This is a genomic window from Acinetobacter sp. ANC 4169 (assembly GCF_002135355.1).
Taxonomy (GTDB): domain Bacteria; phylum Pseudomonadota; class Gammaproteobacteria; order Pseudomonadales; family Moraxellaceae; genus Acinetobacter.
In genome coordinates this window covers 1-22,858 of sequence record NZ_NEGE01000006.1, presented here as the reverse complement: position 1 = coordinate 22,858, position 22,858 = coordinate 1, and the positions used below count along the sequence as shown (strand labels likewise).

General features: G+C 42.2%; 20 protein-coding genes. 10 read left to right on the top strand and 10 right to left on the bottom strand.

Features of this window, described 5'->3' with window-relative positions:
- The first annotated feature begins 64 nt into the window (after positions 1-64).
- From rpsG to rimI, 5 genes are all read left to right on the top strand, one after another.
- Entirely contained in the window at positions 65-535 is a 471-nt protein-coding gene (gene rpsG / locus B9T26_RS05925) for a 30S ribosomal protein S7 (protein ID WP_004648014.1), read from the top strand.
- Between the two features lie 131 nt (positions 536-666).
- The gene (fusA, locus tag B9T26_RS05920; protein WP_086198820.1) at positions 667-2,805 is read left to right on the top strand and encodes an elongation factor G; all 2,139 of its coding nucleotides are present in this window, start codon (positions 667-669) and stop codon (positions 2,803-2,805) included.
- Between the two features lie 96 nt (positions 2,806-2,901).
- Positions 2,902-4,092, top strand: a complete 1,191-nt coding sequence (gene tuf / locus B9T26_RS05915; protein WP_086198819.1) for an elongation factor Tu — start codon at positions 2,902-2,904, stop codon at positions 4,090-4,092.
- 481 nt (positions 4,093-4,573) lie between these two features.
- Positions 4,574-5,455, top strand: coding sequence for a metal-dependent hydrolase (locus tag B9T26_RS05910; RefSeq protein ID WP_086198818.1), 882 nt, complete (start codon positions 4,574-4,576; stop codon positions 5,453-5,455).
- Between the two features lie 106 nt (positions 5,456-5,561).
- Entirely contained in the window at positions 5,562-6,023 is a 462-nt protein-coding gene (gene rimI, locus B9T26_RS05905; protein WP_086198817.1) for a ribosomal protein S18-alanine N-acetyltransferase, read from the top strand.
- Between the two features lie 8 nt (positions 6,024-6,031).
- Here the strand turns inward: rimI and B9T26_RS05900 are convergent, their stop codons facing one another.
- From B9T26_RS05900 to trxB, 3 genes are all read right to left on the bottom strand, one after another.
- Positions 6,032-6,847 (bottom strand): arginyltransferase, encoded by an 816-nt coding sequence (locus B9T26_RS05900; protein WP_086198816.1) that lies wholly within the window; start codon positions 6,845-6,847, stop codon positions 6,032-6,034.
- 21 nt (positions 6,848-6,868) lie between these two features.
- Entirely contained in the window at positions 6,869-7,600 is a 732-nt protein-coding gene (aat, locus tag B9T26_RS05895; protein ID WP_086198815.1) for a leucyl/phenylalanyl-tRNA--protein transferase, read from the bottom strand.
- 115 nt (positions 7,601-7,715) lie between these two features.
- A complete protein-coding gene (trxB, locus tag B9T26_RS05890; protein ID WP_086198814.1) occupies positions 7,716-8,672 on the bottom strand; it encodes a thioredoxin-disulfide reductase in 957 nt (318 codons plus the stop codon).
- 286 nt (positions 8,673-8,958) lie between these two features.
- On the opposite strand from trxB, the gene B9T26_RS05885 reads away from it, so the two are divergent.
- On the top strand, positions 8,959-12,030 hold the full coding sequence (locus tag B9T26_RS05885) for a DNA translocase FtsK (protein WP_086198813.1): 3,072 nt from the start codon (positions 8,959-8,961) through the stop codon (positions 12,028-12,030).
- Positions 12,031-12,395: 365 nt separating this feature from the next.
- Here B9T26_RS05885 and B9T26_RS05880 read toward each other — a convergent pair whose 3' ends face one another.
- Positions 12,396-13,283 carry a LysR family transcriptional regulator gene (locus B9T26_RS05880; RefSeq protein ID WP_086198812.1) on the bottom strand — a complete coding sequence of 296 codons (888 nt, stop codon included), beginning with the start codon at positions 13,281-13,283 and terminating at the stop codon, positions 12,396-12,398.
- Between the two features lie 104 nt (positions 13,284-13,387).
- Here B9T26_RS05880 and B9T26_RS05875 point away from each other — a divergent pair, with 104 nt between their 5' ends.
- Positions 13,388-14,290, top strand: a complete 903-nt coding sequence (locus tag B9T26_RS05875; protein ID WP_086198811.1) for an AEC family transporter — start codon at positions 13,388-13,390, stop codon at positions 14,288-14,290.
- A gap of 59 nt (positions 14,291-14,349) precedes the next feature.
- On the opposite strand, the gene B9T26_RS05870 is transcribed toward B9T26_RS05875, so the two are convergent.
- The 6 genes from B9T26_RS05870 to B9T26_RS05845 form a co-directional block, all read right to left on the bottom strand.
- Positions 14,350-14,637, bottom strand: a complete 288-nt coding sequence (locus B9T26_RS05870) for a PA4642 family protein (RefSeq protein WP_086198810.1) — start codon at positions 14,635-14,637, stop codon at positions 14,350-14,352.
- 243 nt (positions 14,638-14,880) lie between these two features.
- Positions 14,881-15,153 (bottom strand): cell division topological specificity factor MinE, encoded by a 273-nt coding sequence (gene minE / locus B9T26_RS05865; RefSeq protein WP_086175178.1) that lies wholly within the window; start codon positions 15,151-15,153, stop codon positions 14,881-14,883.
- A gap of 3 nt (positions 15,154-15,156) precedes the next feature.
- A complete protein-coding gene (gene minD / locus B9T26_RS05860; RefSeq protein ID WP_086175179.1) occupies positions 15,157-15,969 on the bottom strand; it encodes a septum site-determining protein MinD in 813 nt (270 codons plus the stop codon).
- Between the two features lie 66 nt (positions 15,970-16,035).
- Positions 16,036-16,767, bottom strand: coding sequence for a septum site-determining protein MinC (gene minC / locus B9T26_RS05855; RefSeq protein ID WP_086198809.1), 732 nt, complete (start codon positions 16,765-16,767; stop codon positions 16,036-16,038).
- A gap of 122 nt (positions 16,768-16,889) precedes the next feature.
- Entirely contained in the window at positions 16,890-17,942 is a 1,053-nt protein-coding gene (locus B9T26_RS05850; protein ID WP_086198808.1) for a hypothetical protein, read from the bottom strand.
- 18 nt (positions 17,943-17,960) lie between these two features.
- Complete coding sequence (locus B9T26_RS05845; RefSeq protein ID WP_086198807.1) at positions 17,961-18,884, bottom strand: acyltransferase; 924 nt, start codon at positions 18,882-18,884, stop codon at positions 17,961-17,963.
- A 250-nt stretch (positions 18,885-19,134) separates the two neighbouring features.
- Here B9T26_RS05845 and B9T26_RS05840 point away from each other — a divergent pair, with 250 nt between their 5' ends.
- The 3 genes from B9T26_RS05840 (at position 19,135) to dut (ending at position 22,465) form a co-directional block, all read left to right on the top strand.
- Positions 19,135-19,785 (top strand): OmpA family protein, encoded by a 651-nt coding sequence (locus B9T26_RS05840; protein ID WP_086198806.1) that lies wholly within the window; start codon positions 19,135-19,137, stop codon positions 19,783-19,785.
- A 136-nt stretch (positions 19,786-19,921) separates the two neighbouring features.
- A complete protein-coding gene (locus B9T26_RS05835) occupies positions 19,922-21,961 on the top strand; it encodes a UvrD-helicase domain-containing protein (protein WP_086198805.1) in 2,040 nt (679 codons plus the stop codon).
- A 51-nt stretch (positions 21,962-22,012) separates the two neighbouring features.
- On the top strand, positions 22,013-22,465 hold the full coding sequence (gene dut, locus B9T26_RS05830) for a dUTP diphosphatase (protein ID WP_086198804.1): 453 nt from the start codon (positions 22,013-22,015) through the stop codon (positions 22,463-22,465).
- Positions 22,466-22,858 lie beyond the last annotated feature (393 nt).

Sequence of the window (22,858 nt, the reverse complement as noted above, 5' to 3'; positions counted from 1 at the left end):
AGTACATGACACTTTGTACTCATGCTGGATAAACCTGAAGTGTCATATTTATAGGTGTATTAAAATGCCAAGACGTCGCGTAGTCGCTGCCCGTGAAATCCTTCCGGATCCTAAGTTCGGCAGCCAAACAATCGCTAAATTCATGAACCACGTAATGCAAGATGGTAAAAAATCTATTGCTGAAAGTATCGTTTACGGTGCTTTAGACCGCGTTCAAGAAAAATCTAAAGTAGACCCAGTTGAATTTTTCGAGACTACTCTTGAAAAAGTTCGTCCTATGGTCGAAGTAAAAGCACGCCGTGTTGGTGGTGCTACTTATCAAGTGCCTATGGAAGTACGCCCATCCCGTCGTACTGCCCTAGCTATGCGCTGGTTAGTAGACGCTGCTGCTAAGCGTTCTGAAAAAACAATGGCTTTACGTCTTGCTGGTGAGTTGCTTGATGCAGCTGAAGGTAAGGGTTCAGCGATTAAAAAACGTGAAGATGTGCACCGTATGGCTGAAGCCAACAAAGCCTTCTCTCACTACCGTTTCTAAGCGGATAAAACAGCCCCTATTCAGGAGGGTGGCAAACCAGTTTTCACTGTTTTGTCATCGAATCGCTTTAAGCTGCCTGGCAGCTTAGAGCGTCCTGTTTTAAACAACAAAATTTAGGAATGCAAGAAATCATGGCTCGTCAAACCCCAATTTCTCGTTACCGTAACATTGGTATCTCAGCTCACATCGATGCTGGTAAAACCACGACTTCAGAACGTATCTTGTTCTACACAGGTGTATCTCACAAGCTAGGTGAAGTACATGATGGTGCAGCAACTATGGACTGGATGGAACAAGAGCAAGAGCGCGGTATTACAATTACCTCTGCTGCTACAACTTGTTTCTGGTCTGGTATGGGTAAACAATTCCCAGAACACCGTATTAACGTAATTGACACCCCGGGACACGTAGACTTCACAATCGAAGTTGAACGTTCTATGCGTGTTCTTGACGGTGCGTGTATGGTTTACTGTGCTGTAGGTGGTGTACAACCTCAGTCAGAAACTGTATGGCGTCAAGCAAACAAATACCAAGTGCCTCGTTTGGCATTCGTGAACAAGATGGACCGTACAGGTGCCAACTTCTTCCGCGTTGTTGAACAAATGAAAACCCGTTTGGGCGCTCACCCTGTACCAGTAGTTATCCCAGTTGGTGCTGAAGATAACTTCCAAGGTGTTGTTGACCTTATCGAAATGAAAGCAATCATTTGGGATGATGCATCTCAAGGTATGCAATTCGAATATGGCGATATCCCTGCTGACCTAGTTGATACTGCTGAAGAATGGCGTACTAACATGGTTGAAGCTGCGGCTGAAGCATCTGAAGAATTGATGGACGAATACTTAAACAATGGCGATTTGACTAAAGAACAAATCGTTGCTGGTCTTCGTGCGCAAACTTTGGCTTGTGAAATTCAACCAATGCTTTGTGGTTCTGCGTTCAAAAACAAAGGTGTTCAACGTATGTTGGATGCTGTAATTGAATTCTTGCCATCACCAACTGAAGTTAAAGCAATCGAAGGTATTCTTGACGACAAAGCTGAAACTAAAGCTGTTCGTGAAGCATCTGACGAAGCTCCGTTCTCTGCGTTGGCGTTCAAAATCATGAACGACAAATTCGTAGGTAACTTGACTTTCGTACGTGTTTATTCTGGTGTGCTTAAACAAGGCGACCCAGTATATAACCCAGTGAAATCTAAACGTGAACGTATCGGCCGTATCGTGCAAATGCATGCGAACGAACGTCAAGACGTTGAAGAAATCCGCGCTGGTGATATCGCTGCATGTGTAGGTCTTAAAGACGTTACTACTGGTGATACACTTTGTGATGAGAAAAACATCATTACTCTAGAGCGTATGGAATTCCCTGAGCCAGTAATTTCTTTAGCTGTAGAGCCTAAGACTAAAGCTGACCAAGAAAAAATGTCTATCGCTTTAGGTCGTTTGGCTAAAGAAGATCCATCGTTCCGTGTACGCACAGACGAAGAATCTGGTCAAACAATCATCGCGGGTATGGGTGAGCTTCACCTTGACATCCTTGTTGACCGTATGAAACGTGAATTTAACGTTGAAGCGAACATTGGTAAACCAATGGTTGCTTACCGCGAAACGATTAAAAAATCTGTTGAGCAAGAAGGTAAGTTCGTACGTCAAACTGGTGGTAAAGGTAAATTCGGTCACGTATATGTTCGTTTAGAACCTATGGATGTCGAAGAAGCTGGTAAAGAATACCAATTCGTTGAAGAAGTTGTAGGTGGTGTTGTACCTAAAGAATTCTTCGGCGCGGTTGACAAAGGTATTCAAGAACGTATGAAGAATGGTGTATTGGCTGGTTACCCTGTTGTGGGTATCAAAGCGACACTATTTGATGGTTCTTACCATGATGTCGATTCTGACGAATTATCGTTCAAAATGGCAGGTTCTTATGCCTTCCGTGACGGTTTCATGAAAGCGGATCCTATCCTTCTTGAACCTATCATGAAAGTTGAAGTAGAAACTCCAGAAGACTACATGGGCGATATCATGGGTGACTTAAACCGTCGTCGTGGTATGGTTCAAGGTATGGACGATTTACCTGGTGGTACTAAAGCCATTCGTGCTGAAGTTCCATTGGCTGAGATGTTTGGTTACGCGACTCAAATGCGTTCTATGTCTCAAGGTCGTGCGACTTACTCTATGGAATTTGCTAAATATGCTGAAACTCCACGTAACGTGGCTGAAGGCATCATTTCTAAGTTCCAAACTGGTGGTAAAAAAGGTGACGACGAGTAATCTTTCGATTACTATAAGCCCAAACTAATTCATAGTTAAAAACCAAAATCACTTATGGAGCTAACCCTCCATAAGTAGTTTAATAAGGAAGATCTCATGGCTAAGGCTAAGTTCGAACGTAACAAACCACACGTAAACGTGGGCACAATTGGTCACGTCGACCATGGTAAAACAACTTTAACTGCTGCGATTGCAACTATTTGTGCAAAAACTTACGGCGGTGAAGCGAAAGATTACGCAGCAATTGACTCTGCACCAGAAGAAAAAGCACGTGGTATTACCATTAATACTTCACACGTAGAATACGATTCTCCAACTCGTCACTACGCTCACGTAGACTGCCCGGGTCACGCCGATTATGTTAAAAACATGATCACTGGTGCTGCTCAGATGGACGGCGCGATCCTTGTATGTGCTGCGACTGATGGTCCTATGCCACAGACTCGTGAACACATCCTTCTTTCTCGTCAGGTTGGTGTACCTTACATTCTTGTATTCCTTAACAAGTGTGACCTTGTTGATGACGAAGAATTACTTGAATTGGTAGAAATGGAAGTTCGTGAACTTCTTTCTACTTATGACTTCCCAGGTGATGACACTCCAATCATCCGTGGTTCAGCGCTTGCTGCACTTAATGGTGACCAAGGTCAATATGGCGAATCTGCTGTAATCGAATTGGTTGCTGCACTTGATTCTTACATTCCTGAACCAGAACGTGCGATCGACAAAGCATTCTTGATGCCAATCGAAGACGTATTCTCAATCTCAGGTCGTGGTACAGTAGTAACTGGCCGTGTTGAATCTGGTATCGTGAAAGTAGGCGAAGAAGTTGAAATCGTGGGTATCAAAGACACAGTTAAAACAACTGTAACTGGCGTAGAAATGTTCCGTAAATTGCTTGACGAAGGTCGTGCAGGCGAGAACTGTGGTGTTCTTCTACGTGGTACTAAACGTGAAGACGTTCAACGTGGTCAAGTACTTGCTAAACCAGGTACAATCAAACCGCACACTAAATTCGATGCAGAAGTATACGTACTTTCTAAAGAAGAAGGTGGTCGTCACACTCCATTCCTTAACGGTTACCGTCCACAATTCTATTTCCGTACAACTGACGTAACTGGTGCGATCCAATTACAAGAAGGCGTGGAAATGGTTATGCCTGGTGACAACGTAGAAATGTCAGTAGAATTGATCCACCCAATCGCAATGGACCCAGGTCTACGTTTTGCGATCCGTGAAGGCGGTCGTACAGTTGGTGCTGGTGTAGTTGCTAAAGTAACTGCATAATCGCTGATTGTGTGAAAAAAAAGCGTCCCTTTGGGGCGCTTTTTTTATGCGTGATAATTTTTGTATCTCGATTGTTTAGCTTATAAAGTGATCTCGCTATTGCAATTTACTTTTGTGTCGAAAAATGATTTCATTCATCATTTTTTTGCATTGAATTAAAGCGGTGCTTTATTCTCTTGCGCCAAAAAAAATAATTTCACTTATTAGTCTTTTCTCTTACGTCGAAAAAGCATTGTTATTATTTATTTCCCTTGTGTCGAAATAAAGCAGTGCTTTATTTCCTTACGTCGAAAAATAATTTCACTTATTGTTCTATTCTCTTGCGTCGAAATAAAACAGTGTTTTATTTCTCCTCATGTCCTTAACTGATATTTTCCTGACCTTATCTGCACTTATAGCCAGTTTTTAAACACGTAATATAACAATTAAGAAAAACAAAAGTGAATTTGGCAATTTCTTTGCTAGATAGGAGTAAAGCATCATGAATGCAAAGGTCAATATTAGTAATCGTGCGGGTGCAAGTTTTCCAGTCCGACGGATGAATTTTGATTTTGACAATGTTCCTGAATATTGGATGAATGGTTCAGCAGGCTTGACTCATTTTATGACTGCGCTATCTGCATTATTTCCAGCTGGTGAAAAGTTCTTTATTGATAGTGTGCGTGCTGTTCGCAATCATCCAGCGATTAAAGACAATCAGGCATTACAAAAAGAAATTAGTGCTTTTATTGGGCAAGAAGCCATGCATACTCAAGAGCATGTAGGCTTTAATGCTTCAGCACAAAAATATGGGCATGATGTTGCAAGCTTGGACGCGAAGACCGATACGGTTATCCAAACCACACGTAAACTATTCGCAAAAGTGGCTAAACCATTAGGAATTACCCAAGAAATGGTAGATTTAACCGCTACCACCGCACTGGAACATTTTACCGCCACCATCGCTTCTGAGCTTCTGCGTAATCAGCATATTCAAGACTTGATGACAGACAAGACCATGGCAACCATGTGGGCATGGCATGCGATAGAAGAAAATGAACACAAAGCTGTGGCTTATGATGTTTTTGAAGGTGTTTTTGGGCGAGGCATAAAAGCTTATGCATTACGTACCGGTTCATTAACACTGGCTATGGTCATTTTATTCATTACCCAATCTTATTTTTTAGCACGTTTATTAAATGAAGATAAGCAGTTTAATCTTGAATCGTTAAAAGATATTTATAGCTATGCCTATAGTCCATCTAAAGGCATTATCACTGGCATGGGCAAGGAAATGCTGGCCTATTTTAGACCGGGTTTTCATCCTAATGATTTAGATACAGTCAGTTTGTTGGCAACCTGGAAAGGCAAATTAGGTTTTTAAAAGCAGTTTGGCTCCTTGGGCAATTTCGATTGCCCATTTTTTTACTCGATTTTTTATGCAAACTTCATATAATGCGAAGTTTCTGTTATTTAAAAGATGAACGAAGATGATTCGTTTGATGCAGCATGCGGATGTGCAAACAGTCGCAAACATTGAAAAATTAGTACAAAGCCATCCGTGGACAGTAAAGCAGTTTGAAGAATCAATCGATTCTTATCACAGTACCGTGATTGAACAACAAGGACAGGTGGTCGGTTTTTGTATCTTGCAACCGGTTCTGGATGAAGCCAATTTATTACTGATGGCTATTCATCCCAGTCAGCAAGGCAAAGGTTTGGGTTATCAACTGCTTGAAGCCTCAATTGCCCAGCTGAAGAATAATCCGCTACAAATATTTCTGGAAGTAAGAGAAAGTAATCAGGCTGCCATAGCTTTGTATGAAAAATCTGGTTTTCATCAAATCGATTTACGCAAAAATTATTATCCCAAAGCCGATGGTTCGCGCGAGCATGCCATTATTATGGTGAAATCTTGTAGTGATGATTTTGCACAGCTTTTTAAATCATAAGTACAACATTATTTAATAATTGGGTTATTCCATCCTGAGGGCAGGGTCGTCATGAGGGAATTGCCCAATTGCTGAATTTCTTCCTGATTCAGCAAACGGTTTAAACGTCGCCATTGTCCATCAATCAACAGTTCCAAAGGCACATATTGCGATTTATAGTTCATTTTATCGGAATGCGGAACCCAATAGCCCAAATAGACATAAGGCAAACCTAAAGCTTTGGCATGTTCAATCTGTTTGAGTACAGCAAATACCCCAAGTGAACGTCGATTCTCATCGGGATCAAAAAAAGTATAAACTGCGGAAACCCCATCATCTAAAGGGTCACAGCTTGAAACGCAAATCAACTGGTCATCTTTCCAGAATTCAAGAAAAAAACTGTCGGTACAGCTATGCACCAAAAATTTTTCAAATTGATCGACGCTAGGGGGGAACATATCACCATCTGCATGGCGCTCGAAAATATAGCGTTCATATAAAGCATAATGAACTGGGGTGGCATCTGCAGTACGGATGATTTTAACAGTCAAATCCTGATTGCGTTTCCAGGCTTTTTTCTGTGAACTGTTCATCTGAAAGTCAGCAACAGGCACCCGGCAAGACAAACATTGGCGGCAGAGGTGGCATTCAGGGCGATAAACAAAATCGCCACTGCGACGAAATCCCAGACGTGAAAGTTCAGACAGGCTGACCACATCAATACGATGGGCAGGATCTAAAAAGACCATCCGTGCTGATTTCTGTTCCAGATAACTACAGCTATGCGGCGGCGTAATGTAATACTGTAAATCATTGAGCAGGGACTTTGGGTGATACGAATTCATGGCAAGATCCCTCTTTTATTTTCATTCAATTAACCGCGCTTTTTGCGCTATTGTTTTACTTGAAAATACACCCTCCTGATATTTTTTCCAATCAATAGCAGGCTGTTTTACAACATCTTGTAACGAATTAAGATAGGCTTGGCGAGAAAGTGTACAGGCACCCAGGCTTAAAAGATGATCATTGACCAATTGGCAGTCAATCCAGGGTAGATGATTTTCCTGTCCGATCAGCATTAAAGTATAAAATGCCATTTTTGAGACATCGGTTTGGGTGCTAAACATCGACTCACCAAAACAGCCATGTCCAATAGTCACGCCATATAAACCGCCCACCACTTTGCCTGCCTCCCATACTTCAATGCTATAGCCATAACCGGCTTCAAATAACTGGCAGTATCCATCAATAATATCTTCAGAAATCCAGGTATCTTCAGCATAACTACGCGGTAGAGCACAAGAGCGGATTACCCGTTCAAAGGCCTGGTTGACCGTGATTTGATAATCAAACTTTTTCATATTGCGAATTAAGGATTTACTAGGATGATAATCCTGTGGACGGATAATGCAGCGCGGTTCCGGACACCACCAGCAGATCGGGTCATCTTCGGAAAACCAGGGAAACAGCCCATGGGTATAGGCTTCAAACAGGGTAGAAGGGGAGAGGTCAGCACCTATGCAGATCAGCCCTTGCTGATCGGGATCAGCTTCGATGGGATCGGGAAAAATAAATTCTGAAGGTGCTAATGTATGCATAGGATTTAGCCTGAACTGGAAAATAACCGGCAATGAAAAGTTGGGTATTTTTATCATACAAAAAAAACCGCCCTAGATAGGACGGTTTTTATTGCAAGAAATGGATTTATTGCAATTAGTCAGCTAAGGCATCAAGGTATTTTTCAGCATCCAGTGCTGCCATACAGCCTGAACCTGCCGAAGTAATGGCTTGACGGTAAACACTGTCAGCAATATCACCCGCAGCAAATACACCCGCTACAGAGGCAGCAGTGGCATTACCTGCAGTACCGCTTTGTACTTGAATATAACCATCACGCAGGTTCAATTGACCTTCGAACATGCTGCTATTGGGTTTATGACCAATGGCAACAAATAGGCCAGTAACTTCTACATCTTGCGTAGAGCCATCTTGGGTAGACTGCAGACGAACAGCAGTTACGCCTGACTTGCTGTCACCGAGAACTTCATCGACCTGATGATTCCAGATGATGCTGATTTTGCCTTCTTTCTCTTTTTCGAACAGATGATCTTGCAAGATTTTTTCTGAACGTAATGAATCACGACGGTGAACCAGAGTCACATGCGAAGCAATATTGGAAAGATAAAGTGCTTCTTCAACTGCAGTATTACCACCACCAACAACCATGACTTTCTGGTTTTTATAGAAGAAGCCATCACACGTTGCACATGCACTTACGCCTTGACCCATGAATGCAGCTTCGGATTCAAGACCCAGGTATTGCGCGGTAGCACCGGTCGCAATGATGAGGGCATCACAAGTGAACTCTTCCATATCGCCTTTCAGCACAAATGGGCGAACGCTTAAATCAACTTCGTTGATATGGTCATAGACAATGTCGGTGCCAAAACGTTCCGCATGCGCTTGCATACGTTCCATCAGGGCAGGGCCGGTTAGACCTTCCGGATCACCTGGCCAGTTATCAACTTCGGTTGTGGTGGTCAATTGACCACCGAGCTGTAAACCGGCAATCAGGGTTGGCTTCAAGTTGGCACGTGCAGCATAAACAGCTGCGCTATAACCCGCAGGGCCTGAACCTAGAATAATCAAGCGTGAGTGACGAGCGCTCATTCGCAGCATCCTTTTTTTATTTAGAAATTTGTGGAATTATACGTGAAACTCTATAACAGTTGTGTGAGTTCGATGTCGATATTATTGATCATTCAAATCGATTTGAGCTATATACAAGAACGGCGCTGTACTAGATACTCAATCCAGCGGATTTGTTAGCAGCAGCTACTACATAATATTGCATCTTTTTTCTTTGAACAGGTGCATAATACCGAGTTTATTGTGAAACTATTTTGTCTTAGTTTCTTACAAAAACATGAATGAAAAATTGGTAACAGGACAGTATATGACTGCGGTGTCGAGTGTTTATGCACAGCGCTTAATAAAGACATTATTTTTAGTCTCATTTGGAATTTATTTATTCCTTGCAACAGTGACCTATACGCCTTTTGATCCGGGCTGGATGCATATTTCCAGTGATACCCAGCAGGTGTCAAATGCCAGCGGAGTTGCAGGGGCATGGATCGCAGATTTGCTGTTCGGTTTTCTAGGCTGGGCCAGCTTGCTCATCCCGATTTTTCTATTCGTGGAAGCCATTCAGGTATGGTGGCCTTATAGTTTTCTAAATAAGCCATTCCGCTATGCTGCACAATTCTTTATTTTGCTGGCAACAGCAAGTTTGCTGTATCTGTACTGGCAAGTGCCGGCAGATACCCTGGATAATTCGTCCGGCGGTATCATTGGTTATGAACTGGGGCAAAGCCTTTCGCAGATTTTAACCATTTATGGTGCAACCATTTTTCTGCTGCTGTTCTGGTTCGTTTTATTCACATTCGCGTTTGGCGTGAAGTGGAACAGAACCTGGGACACACTCAAAGCAACACCTGCTTATTTACAAGACTTATTTTATAAAAATGTGCCTGAAGCTGAGTCTGCATTTGATCGCACCACGCCTGAAGTTAAAAAATCACTTGTCGGTAGCAAACTAAAAGCAGCTGCAGAAAAACTCAGCCCGGTCTCCGAACATAAACAAGTAGAATTGTCGCCTATCGTTCGTGATCCGGCAGCAGAACGCCTGTTTGATGATATGGTTGAAAAAGAGCTATATGCGCAGCAACAGTTGGTGGATGATCAAGACGAGGCAGAATTCGAACAGGTTTTAGAAAAAGCCCATCGTCTGGAACAGAATACACAACGTGTAGTGGCAACAGGTGAAGTCTGGCGTGCACTCAACTCAGATGACAACCAGAACCATAATCAAGATATTGATGCCTTGCTCAAAGCGGCTGAAGAATCTGACCACCATACACCACATGAACATTTTCAGGCATTTGTTGATGAGCAGCCACCAGCATTGACTTCCCAGACTGCTAAACAAAATCTGGATTGGGATGATGATGAAATTTTTGATGAATTGCTTGCAGCTGTGCCGAGCGGAAAAATCGCCACGGATGTGCATACCCCATTTAATCACATTGACCCGGAACCTGCTGTAGTAAGCATCTCTGAAGAAAAGATCGTGACGGCGGCATCTGCGAGTATGGCTGCATCACCGCTGCTCAACACTACACCTAAAAATACCGCGTTGGATGACGAGTTTGATGAGCTGGATGATTTGCTGGTAGAGGACTTATTGGTAGAGGACATTGAGCCAGCTGCACCAGTACGTAGCACCAGTAATTATGCCCAATCACCGGCATTTGTACGTGCAGAAATTAATAGCCAGTTGCAGCAACAACCCAGCATTTCAGATGATGAAAAGGCGTTGATCGCGTCAAATAAAGATGTATTCCGTGAAGTTTGGCAGGAAACAGCAGGTAAGCCTGTTGCTGAAGCTGAGCCTGATGAAGATGATTTTGATCTGGATGCGCCTTTAACCGATGCCATGGGGCGGCCGATGTCACGTGCCATGCAAGTGGCACAAAAGCGTCGCGACTTACCTACTTTACCTGGGTTGGAACTGCTGGATAAAGTCGATCCAAACAAGAAAGTGAATTTCACCGCTGAACAGCTGGCACGTTTATCCGAGTTACTTGAAATTAAACTGCAAGAGTTTAATGTCAAAGCGCAAGTGGTTGAAGCACAACCAGGACCCGTGGTGACTCGTTTTGAACTTGATTTGGCACCGGGTGTGAAAGCATCGAAGGTGACAAACATTTCCCGAGATTTGGCCCGTTCTATGTCAATGGCATCGGTACGTGTGGTTGAGGTGATTCCGGGCAAACCGTATATCGGGATTGAAGTACCAAACAGCACCCGTGAAATGGTGCGATTAATCGAGTTATTAACCATTCCTGCTTTCACCGACCCAAATAGCATTCTTTCGATGGCAATGGGTAAGGATATTTCGGGGAATCCGGTGATTGCGGATTTGGGTAAAGCACCGCATATGCTGGTTGCAGGGACAACAGGTTCAGGTAAATCGGTTGCGGTAAACTCAATGATTCTATCGATGCTGTTGAAATATACTCCCGATCAATTGCGTTTAATTTTAATTGACCCGAAACAGCTGGAACTGGCCAATTATAACGATATTCCACATTTGCTTACCCCAGTCGTGACAGACATGAAAGATGCAGTCAATGCATTGAACTGGTGTGTCAATGAAATGGAACGCCGCTATAAGCTAATGTCTTATTTAAAGATTCGTAAACTCAGTGACTACAATCGCAAGGTCGAAGAAGCCATAGCCAATGGTGAGGACCTGATTGATCCAACCTGGAAAGCCAGCGATTCAGTGGTAGGAGAGCGTGCACCACGTTTAACGCCTTTACCATCCATTGTGATTGTGGCTGACGAATTTGCCGACATGATTATGCAGGTGGGTAAAAAAGCTGAAGAAATGATTACTCGTTTAGCACAAAAATCACGTGCTGCCGGTATTCACTTGCTGCTTGCGACCCAACGTCCATCGGTGGATGTGATCACCGGTTTGATTAAAGCCAATATTCCAACCCGTGTGGCTTTACGGGTAAACAGTAAAATTGACTCGCGTACCATTCTGGATGCCGGCGGGGCAGAAGACCTGTTGGGTCATGGTGATATGCTGTTTCTTGGGCCGGGCAAGATTGAACCTGAACGTGTGCATGGCGCATTTATTTCAGATGATGAAGTAAACAATATCTGTGACGCTTGGCGCGAACGTGGTGAGCCTAATTACGTGGATGAAATCTTGACCCCTTATGATGAAGAGCCGACTTCGCGTGGCTTTGAAGATGGTGATGGTGGCTCAGACCGCGATGCACTCTACGACCAATGCGTATCCTTTGTCTTGGAAACACGCAAGGCATCGACTTCATCGCTACAGCGTAAGTTTAGTCTGGGTTATAACCGTGCTGCACGTATTATTGACCAGATGGAAGAAAATGGCATTGTCAGCGGCATGGGTGCCAATGGTAAGCGCGATATTCTGGTTTAATCCCAGATTTAAAAAAGCCTGCTTCATGCAGTAATGCCAGTCAGTTAAGAAATTGATTGGCATTTTCTTTTTTAAATTCATGACTGTAGTTGATATGTGGAAAAGTCATCCGCAACTGTTTGAGGCAGGATTACATTAAAAAATGATTGTTTCTGCGATAAATTTGCTAGTTGATAGTGGCTGACGAGTTTTGCGGATGACATATGCCTTTGGTTACTTTGGGCGAAACCAAAGTAACAAATGAGCTGCAAGATTTTGATTTAAAACGGTAAGACTCCGCCATGACTTACTAAAAAATTAAAAATTTTATTTCGAAACTCCTTAACTGATCAGCATTACTGCTTCATGCAGGCTTTTTTCTTGCTTTATTTATTGAAATAAAACATGTCCTGAGCCAGTTCAATCAAGGCTTTTGTGGCAGGACTCATAAATTTCTTATTCGCTACAGCCAGCCCAATATGGCGCTGGGTATTCGGAGTGAGCGGTCTTTTTACCACATTCGGATGTAATGCTAACAGCTCGGGGGTAATGGCCATATCCGCGACTATAGACACGCCTTCGTTGATATTGACCATATTTAAAATGGTCAGTAGTTGTGACAACTGGTATTTAATGGTGGGCTGAATTTGATGCAGTTTGAATAAAAGTTCTACATGCGTCTGGCTACCGGCTTTGGTTAATATAAATGGATAATCCGCCAATTCTGCAATACTGACTTTAGTTTTGCAGGCAATTGGGTAACTTTTAGGAATAAGGGCAACAAAAATGTCCTGAATCACAGGGAATGTATCCAGCTCTTGTCGTGGTAACACGGCAAAACCGACATCAACCTGTTTAGCCATAATCCACTGCGAAACCTGTTCATCGGTACCTTCATCGACATAAATTTCAATATTGGGGTAGCGTTGCCGATATGCAGTTAATATTTCCGGTAATAAGTGGATGGAGGCAGAGGCTCCAAAAGAACCGATTCTTAAAGTACCTTGATGCACGCCATGTGCAGCCGCAGCTTCCTGCTGCATGCTTTGCGCAGTATTTAAAATACTTTGCGCATGTCGTAGCAACTGTATACCAATCGTGGTCAGTTCAATTTTGTGCTGATTGCGTGAAAATAAACATACCTTCCAATGCTGTTCCAGACTCTTTAGCGCATGTGAAACTGCAGACTGGGTAATGCCGAGTTGTTTTGCAGTTAGGGTAAAACTCTGGTTTTCTGCAACCAGAATAAAAATTTCAAGCTGGCTAAACGTCATGAGCGATATGAGTAAAAACTCATTTTATGATGAGGTTGAATGAGGATTATATTATCAGCCTGATGAAAGTTAAAGTGCAGTTAAGCTGCTGAAAATAGATAATTATGGATATTCTGATCGCCTTATTTCCACTGATCGTCATGATTGCTATGGGTTATCTACTCAAACGCAGTCAGTATCTTGCAACGGATTTTTGGGCTGGGGCAGAAAAATTTAACTACTTCATTCTATTTCCCACCCTTTTGTTTACCAATCTGGCCTATGTAGAGCTGGATCTGGATGCGGTCAAACTGGTGCTGGCGACCTTGTTTATCATCATTATTATTTCCAGTCTGTTACTTTGGTCATTCAAATTATGGCGTTACATTCCTGCAGCGCGCTTTGGCGTTTATATGCAAAGTCATATTCGCTTTAATACCTATATTGGCTTGTCACTAATGACACCATTGTTTGGTCCCAAAGGCATGCAGTTATTTGCCATGATTATAGTGGTCTCGATTCCCTTGGTGAATATTATCTCGGTATTGTCTTTTTCACAGGGACAAGGGGTATCTTTTAAGAATACGCTGCTGTCAGTATTCAAAAATCCCTTAATTTTAGGCTGTATTGTAGGCATGCTGTTTAATTTAAGTGGATTAAAACTATTTATTGGAATTGAAAATGCACTGAAACTATTGGCTGGAACGAGTTTGCCTTTGGGCTTGATTTGTGTGGGGGCGGGCTTGCAGTTTTCAGCTTTAAGTCGTTCTTTACCGCGTCTAGCCATCAATACTGTAGGCCGTTTAGTGCTGATGCCACTTCTAGCATATGCCATTTGTTCTATGATGCCCCTAAGTCAGCTGGAAAGGGCTGTATTGGTTGTATTTTTTTCCTTGCCTACCGCAACGGCATCTTATATGTTGACCAAATTTTGTCAGGGTGACAGTGAACTCATGGCGGGGGTGATTAGCCTGCAAACGCTATGTTTTGCCTTAAGTTTTCCTATGCTGATGTGGTTGTTGTTCTAACTCACATCCAAGAAAATAAAAAGCCTGCAACAAGCAGGCTTTTTATCGAAACGAGGAAATTATGCAAACTTGGCAAGAACTTCCAGAAAACCTTCGCTTTGACGTGGATATTGAACAATCACGTCATGAATGCGTTGACCTTCAGGATTGGTGGCATTGATATCACGGCCGTCGGCAATGAATTGAGTCAATAAACGTTCATAATCATTTGGGCGCATGTGCTTGAACGCATGATAAAGCACGTGAAAATCAGCATTCACGCCTGCAGGAGGAAGCTGGGTTAAATAGGCAAATACACGCTCATCTGACCATTCTTCATTGAACGTTGCTGGCTGAGATAATGCCATCGCAAACTCCTTGGTATACTGATTAAAATAAAAAAGGCAAAATATGAGTGCGCAAGTGACAAGGCATTTTCCATGACTTTGCCAATAGGAAACCTGGCTTCTCGTCTTGCGACTGGGCAAAGCGGAGCCAATGATTTGGCCACTTCGAAGCAAAGCTTCTCGTCTTGCGCCTAAACAAAGCGGTGCTTTGTTTAGGCTCATATTTTGCCTTGATTCAATTTGCTTGACTAATCAAAATTCAGATTATCGCTCTTCAGGCAAATTGATATTCATCTCTAACATTTCAATATTGGCTTCAGAACGTACCGACATTTGAATATGTTGTTCATCAACACCGCGGACATAACGGTTAACCACCTGCATGATTTCTTTTTTCATGAGGTCAATTTTGTCCTGGCTTAAGCGTTTACCTAAACCTTGCTCAGAAGCAACAATTACTTTTAAGCGGTCTTTAGCAGTTTGTGCGCTTGAAGGTTTATCATCGTTGCTGAATAATTTACTCCAGAATCCTGCCATTTCTTACGCTCCAAATAATCGTGCTAACCAACCCTTAGGTTTTACCGCGATGTGACGGTAAGGACGTTCTTCACCCAGGAAGCGCGCGACAAGGTCATCATAAGCCTGACCCGCTGACTCTTCAGTAAACAGAATCACAGGTTTACCTTCGTTCGATGCTTGTAATACGCTTGGACACTCAGGAATGACACCAAGAGTAGGTACACGTAAAATATCTTTAGAAATATCGTCAATCGTTAACATTTCCTGTTTATCAGCACGTTCTGGATTGAATCGTGTAATACACAAATGTTTACGGATGCGACCTTCGTTTTGTTCTACTTTTTTGGTTTTGCTGTCGAGCATTCCAATAATACGGTCAGAGTCACGTACAGAAGAAATTTCCGGATTGGTTACAATGATTGCTTCATCCGCATGATACATCGCCATGATTGCACCACGTTCGATCCCCGCAGGCGAATCACAAATAATGTAATCGAATTCTTGCGAAAGTTCATCCATTACACGTGCAACACCTTCATCAGTCAAGGCATCTTTATCACGGGTTTGTGAAGCAGGTAAAATGTACAGGTTTTCAATATCTTTATCACGAATGAGCGCTTGTTGAAGACGCGCTTCATTATTCAATACATTTACAAAATCATAAACAACGCGACGTTCACAACCCATAATTAAATCTAGGTTACGTAAACCCACGTCAAAATCGATCACAACAGTTTTGTGACCGCGAAGGGCTAAACCTGTTGCAAAAGATGCACTAGTCGTAGTTTTACCTACACCACCTTTGCCTGATGTTACGACAACAATTTTCGCCACCGAATCCACTCCTGTTATGGTTCAAACCCCTTTTTAAATATGGGGCTTTTGGTGTTTATTTATACATTAAAATTCGAGAACTTCAAAGACAAGTTCTTGATGATCATTCAAGTAAATATGGACAGCCTTTTTCAGGACATGCGGGGGAATATCATCCGCCACACAATATGTACCTGCAATGGATACCAATTCTGCTTCCAGAGAATGGCAGAAAATACGTGCTGCACCGTTTCCGCCTGCGCCGGCGATGACTCTACCACGTGCGCTACCATAAATATGTATATTTCCTGAAGCAATAACTTCAGAACCGCTGTTAATACCGGCATTGAGAATAATATCGCCGTGATCCTGAACCAGGCATTGGCCAGTGCGCAAAATTTCATCGTGATAAGAAGTCACATGACTAATGCCCCGAGCTGGTTTTGCTACCACTTCTTCAGCATCTGGAGTTTGGGTGGTATCAAGGTCAGGTTTGCTCTCAACCACTTGTTCTTTCGTGGCTTTAATGCGTTGTAAGGGTTTATTGTCTGCTGGCAGAACAGGAAATTGAATGGCACGGGCTTCAGCGGAAAGAATGCCGTCAATCACACCCAAAGGCTGTAAATCCAGACTGATCAATAACTGAATCAGTGCAATCAATTCTTGTTCTACAGTACTGTCAATAATCACCAGTGTGCCATGAGAAGCAGTTTCTTGAAGCATTTGAGTCAATTGCTGGCGGATTGCGTTGTGATCATTGGTGTCAAAAGTTAATCGGGTAAAATTAACCATTCTGCCTGTAATCCGTATATCAGCCATAATTATTCCTTAAGACTTCTGACTCATTAATTTTATGTCGAAGTTATGTTGTAAATAGAGCAAATCCTAGAACAAATTGCAGCTTTTCTCTAGCAGCGATTTCAATATTTTAAATCTTATGTTCATTCTTTAACTTGATCATGCTGTTCCAGAATTTGTTGCCATTGTTTTATTTTCACTTGCTGGCGAATGGCTTCTAAACTTTCAAAAACTGCCGACTCAACCAGTTTTTCCACATGGGTGTTATTTTCAAATTGTATTTGGCTGATTTTATTTGAAATTTCTAAATATGCCAGATTTTTTTCATTTTTATGATCGTGTGCAAAAGGTTCAATCAGCCCCAGAGTGATATTTTCTCCCAAGCGTTGGCCAATACTCTGGATCTGTTGCTCTATGCGGCCACCGACAATTGGAATCAGGCGTAACAACTGGGTCAGTTCAGGCGTATCTTCAATGGCGCGATTGACAATATCACCGACATTTTCGGCTATCATGATTTTTTGCGCTTGCAGCTCTTTGCCTAAAGATTCTTGCAAAATATCCGCTAGGGCAGTGGCAAACATTTCACGGTGGTGGGCAACCAGATCTTCAATCAGTTTTTTATGTGTGGTACTGGTAGAGAGTTCATGTTTTATGCTGTCTAAAACCGTAATCACGATACGACTGGTGAGTTCCTCTAATACCAGATGGTAATAAAAGTTCGCCCGTTGATACCAACTGGATGGAATGACTTTATAACCATGCTGATGCAGGTTATAGGCGATAGAACCGGCACGTAACAGGCGTAAGAAACGCAGTTGCGGAATAATCGATAGAATTTCGTACCAGTGAATAAAGGGGAAGAAAAACCAGCGCTTATGATGTTGTCCAATAATCGCAATGGCCCAGCGGACCAGCAGTTCAATCACCAGAAAACTGGTAAACCAGCTTTCGGTGATGATGACCCAAGGGCGTAATGCGGTACGGTAAAACTGCAACAGTTCCGGAAGATGAATGAAGTTAAATAGCCAGCCACCAAAATCACTCATCAGGAGTGCATTGCCACTTAAGCAGATCAAATTGATGATGATCAGAACCATCATGAAAATGTCATAGCCCAGTGCAACTTTCCATCCCCAAGTGCCTTTTTTTACAAAAGAAAAGGTCGGGGGCGTGATCTGGTCGTCTTGCTTCATTTTTTTCCTTGCGCGTTGTTAAGCTTTTGTAGCCAAGTCTTGCTGCATGCGTTCAATCAGTTGGTCTTTTTCAGTCCATAGCTCATCAACCCATTGCTGGAATTGTTCACGATATTCGGCATCATCTTCATAATTGCCGCCTAATACCCAGCCTGGAATTTCAATTTTACGCAAATTCACCGCAATGCGATTGACTTCGCCTAACCAGAAATCACCATAACCCGGCGCCCCATCCGGATAAACAATGGTCATATCGACCAAAGCATCAATTTTGTCACCTAAAATATTTAAGGCTAAAGCTAAACCGCCTGCTTTAGGTTTTAATAAATGCTTATAAGGTGACTTTTGTTGGTCGTGTTTTTCTGGGCTAAAGCGAGTGCCTTCTAGATAGTTTAGTAAGGTAAAAGGTTGACTCAGCAGCTGTTCACAGGCTTTACGTGATTCTTCCATGTCACGGGTTTTCAATTCCGGATTTTTGGCAATCTGTTCTTTGGTATGCCGTTTCATCATCGGGAAACCTAAAATTTTAAAGGCTTGTCCCACGAAAGGAATAAAGATCAGTTCCCATTTGGTAAAGAAACGGGTCAGGGGCATGCGGGTTAAACCAAAATATTGATTTACCGTAGTATCTACCCAACTTTGATGGTTGCAGGTCATCAGGTAACGACCTTGCATACTCAGATCTAAGCCTTCATCAATACTGATATCCCACTTTAAGTTGGGCAATACATGGTCAATCAGCCAATTATTGACACTGAGCCAGCTGTTGGTAATCTGAATGTTGGTTTCATCTACTTTACGTGATTTTTTAATTAGTTTAGTCAATCCCAATGCGAGTACAGGTGGACCATGAAAAAAAGTACTTCCGGTAATCACCGATCCGACAGTAAGCCCGCGAGATATTTTTTTTAATATCGGTTGCTTGGTATTTTGAGATGACATAATAAAAAACGGCCCTAAAAAGAAAATCATTGAATGTTTTTTGTCAGTATTTAATATAATTGCAGAATTTGAAATAAAAAAGTCTATTCATACAACTATGAAGAAATTGTGCTTAAGTTACTCGTCACACTCACATAAAATATTACAAAATGTAACGAATGGTTGTATTATTTACAAAAAATCAATGGTATGCCCATTTTTTTTAATTCATTATTCCACCATACGATAAAACACAAGAAGGAGGCATGCAATGCGTGCACTAGTAATTTCAGCAGCTGTAGCAGGGGCATTAGTACTTTCCGGTTGTCAAACTGCAGGTAGTACAGGCGGTATGGAATACGATAAAACAGCAATTGGCGCATTAGTGGGTGCAGCTGCTGGTTATGGTATTTCGAAAGGTAATGCAAATTCTAGCTCGCAAAACAACCGTGCAGCTGCGATTGGTGCAGTTGTAGGTGGTGCTGCTGGTGTTTATCTTGACAATAAAGAGAAAAAACTTCGTCAACAAATGGCGGGTACTGGTGTAGACGTAAACCGTAATCCAGATGGTTCGGTTGGTCTGGTTATGCCAGGTAGCATTACATTTGATACCAACAAATCAAATATCAAACCTAACTTCTACACAACTTTGAATAAAGTTGCGCAAACTTTAACTGAAGATAACAAGAGCGGTATTCTTGTAACGGGTTATACAGACAGCACTGGTAATGATTCTATTAACATTCCATTGTCTCAAGCGCGTGCTCAATCAGTAGCAAGCTACCTGGCTTCTAAAGGCGTTTCAACTTCACGTATTAACGCTCAAGGTCAAGGTTCAGCGAATCCAATCGCATCAAATTCAACCGCTCAAGGCCGTGAACAAAACCGTCGTGTAGAAATCAGCATTTACGCGGTTCAATAATTCTTTATGCGTTAATGATGAATTAAAAAAACCACCTTCGGGTGGTTTTTTTTATGAATGTCAAATTTGTATTTTAGGTTATGCAAGTTTGGTACAGATGACTATAATCGAGCTCCAATCAATACGAGGAAATACTATGTCGTCGGCAAGTCAACTCAATGACAAGCAACTTGAAGCCATGAAATACACTCAAGGACCCTTGTTAGTACTTGCAGGGGCAGGTTCAGGTAAAACCTCGGTTATTACTCGAAAAGTCGCACATCTGGTCAAAAATTGCGGGATTCCGGCACATCGTATTACGGCCATGACCTTTACCAATAAGGCGGCACGTGAGATGAAAGAGCGTGTTGGTAAATTATTGTCTCGTGAAGAAGCCAAAGGGCTGTCTGTATCAACATTCCATACTTTTGGTTTGAATTTGCTGCGACTGGAACTGAAACATACACCATTAAAAAACAATTTTTCTATTTTGGATGCCGATGATTGTAAGCGCATCCTGATGGATTTAATGCACCGCGATAATTTGTCGGGTGCGGAAAGTAAAGAGCTGATTGCCAAGGCAATGAAAATGATTTCGGACTGGAAAAATGACCTGATTCCACCGGAACAAGCTCACACTACTTGTGAAACCGCTGAAGATGTCCAGTTTGCGCATTTGTATCAACTTTATGAACGTAACCTGCGTGCCTATAACGCCGTAGATTTTGACGATCTGATTGTAATGCCAACCCGTTTACTCCAAGAAAATGCTGAAGTACGGGATAAGTGGCAAAATCGGGTGCGTTATCTCTTGGTCGACGAATATCAAGACACCAATACGGCGCAATATATTTTGGTGAAACTGCTGGTGGGCGTGATGGGACAATTCACCGCAGTAGGTGATGATGACCAATCCATTTATGCATGGCGTGGTGCAAAACCAGAAAACATGGCGTTATTAAAAGAGGATTTTCCGAATTTAAAAGTCATTAAGCTAGAGCAAAATTACCGTTCGACCAGCCGTATTTTGAAAGCGGCGAATACGGTCATTGGCAATAACCCGCATATTTTTGATAAAAAACTCTGGTCAGATAAAGGCCATGGTGAGGTAATTCGGGTGATTACCTGCCGTAATGATGATGATGAATCAGAACGCGTGGTCAAGGATCTGATTACCCATAAGCTCATGAATGGGAAAAACTGGAAAGATTACGCGATTTTATATCGGGGTAATTTTCAGGCACGCATTTTGGAAACACAGCTGCGTCAAATGCAGATTCCCTACAAGCTTTCTGGTGGTCAGTCTTTTTTTGCTCGCGCAGAAATTAAAGACATCATGAGTTACTTGCGTTTAATTATTAACCCTGAAGATGACAGTGCATTTTTACGGATTATTAATACCCCTAAACGTGCTATTGGTCCGGTGACATTGGAAAAATTAGGCTTGTTCGCTCAAGAAAATCATTTGTCGCTATTGTCGGCAGCTGGTGATCAGCGCTTGACTATGGTAATTCCGAAAAAAGCCACCACACAATTGGCTGAATTTGCCGATTTTATTGCTAACTTTACCCGTAATCTACTCGACGATGACGAGCCTGTGCCGATTATTCGCCAGATGATGCATGAAGCGGGATATATTGATTATCTTAAAGAAAATGCAGCAACACCGGCACAGGAAAAAACCAAGCTGGATAATATTGAAGTGCTGTATAGCAGTATTCAAAGCCTGATTAACCGTGCTGAAGATGTTGATGACAAGAATATTGAAAGTGTCATTCGTAAAATGGTGCTGCTGGATATGCTCGAGCAGCAGCAGGAAGCAGAAGATACCGACAAAGTCAATTTACTGACTTTACATGCATCGAAAGGTCTGGAATTTCCCTATGTGTATCTGATTGGTCTGGAAGAAGAAATCCTGCCGCATAAAAACTCGATTGCAGCTGATACGGTCGAAGAAGAACGCCGTCTGATGTATGTGGGTATTACCCGGGCACGTCAAGGTCTGACCATTACGTTGGCTGAGCAACGTAAAGCGGGTGGCCAGATGAAACAGATGACACCAAGCCGCTTCCTGGATGAATTGCCGCAGGATGAGCTGGAATGGCTGGGACGCAAGAAAAAATTGGCCGGCAATATTGATCCAAAACTGCAAGCTCAGCATTATCTGGAAAATTTACGTGCGCTGATTAAGCGTTAATTTACGATTTAAACCATGCAACATTTAAACCAAGCAATTAGGAAAAAACAAATGAAAGTTCAGGTGAAAGTACTCGATACACGTTTAGGCAACGAGTGGCCTATGCCAACTTATGCGACTTCGGGTTCAGCAGGTTTGGACTTGCGTGCTTGTGTAGACGAAGCGACTGTCATTGAACCGGGGCAAACGGTATTGGTTAAAACAGGTTTGGCCATTTATATTGAAGACACAAATTTTGCCGGCTTAATTTTACCACGTTCAGGTTTGGGACATAAACATGGGATTGTTCTAGGCAATCTGGTCGGCCTGATTGATTCAGATTATCAAGGTGAATTGATGGTATCGGTTTGGAACCGTAGCCAAACAGCATTTACTTTGCAGCCTGGTGAACGTTTAGCGCAGTACGTACTGGTTCCTGTTATTCAGGCGCAATTTGATATTGTGAATGAATTTGAAGCGACTGAACGTGGTGCAGGCGGTTTTGGCCATACGGGTAAAGGTTAAGCCCTGATTTAGTTTTAAAATTGAGAACCTGATGAACAAGCAGCTACATTTTGTTTATCAGGTTTCATTTTAGAAATAATTTTATTTAAAATATTAATCCCATTGATAATAAAATAAATTGCTTAAAATATTTTTTAGTACTGTATGGATTGAGATGTTTCTTATATTCGATACTAAGATTTTTTATTTTCATTAAGTTTATGTATTTTAAATACAATAGATCTTGTATCTTGGAGCATGTAGTGATTAGCTTCCACTATATGCAAATAGTAGAGTTTGTAATAGACCTAAGACTTCTAGTCTGTGAAAGAGATAAAACCTGCTATTTGCCCTAACCACTTGCACAACTCTGGACGGTAACTAAGCACTTTGATGCTGTATTCACAAGAAAAG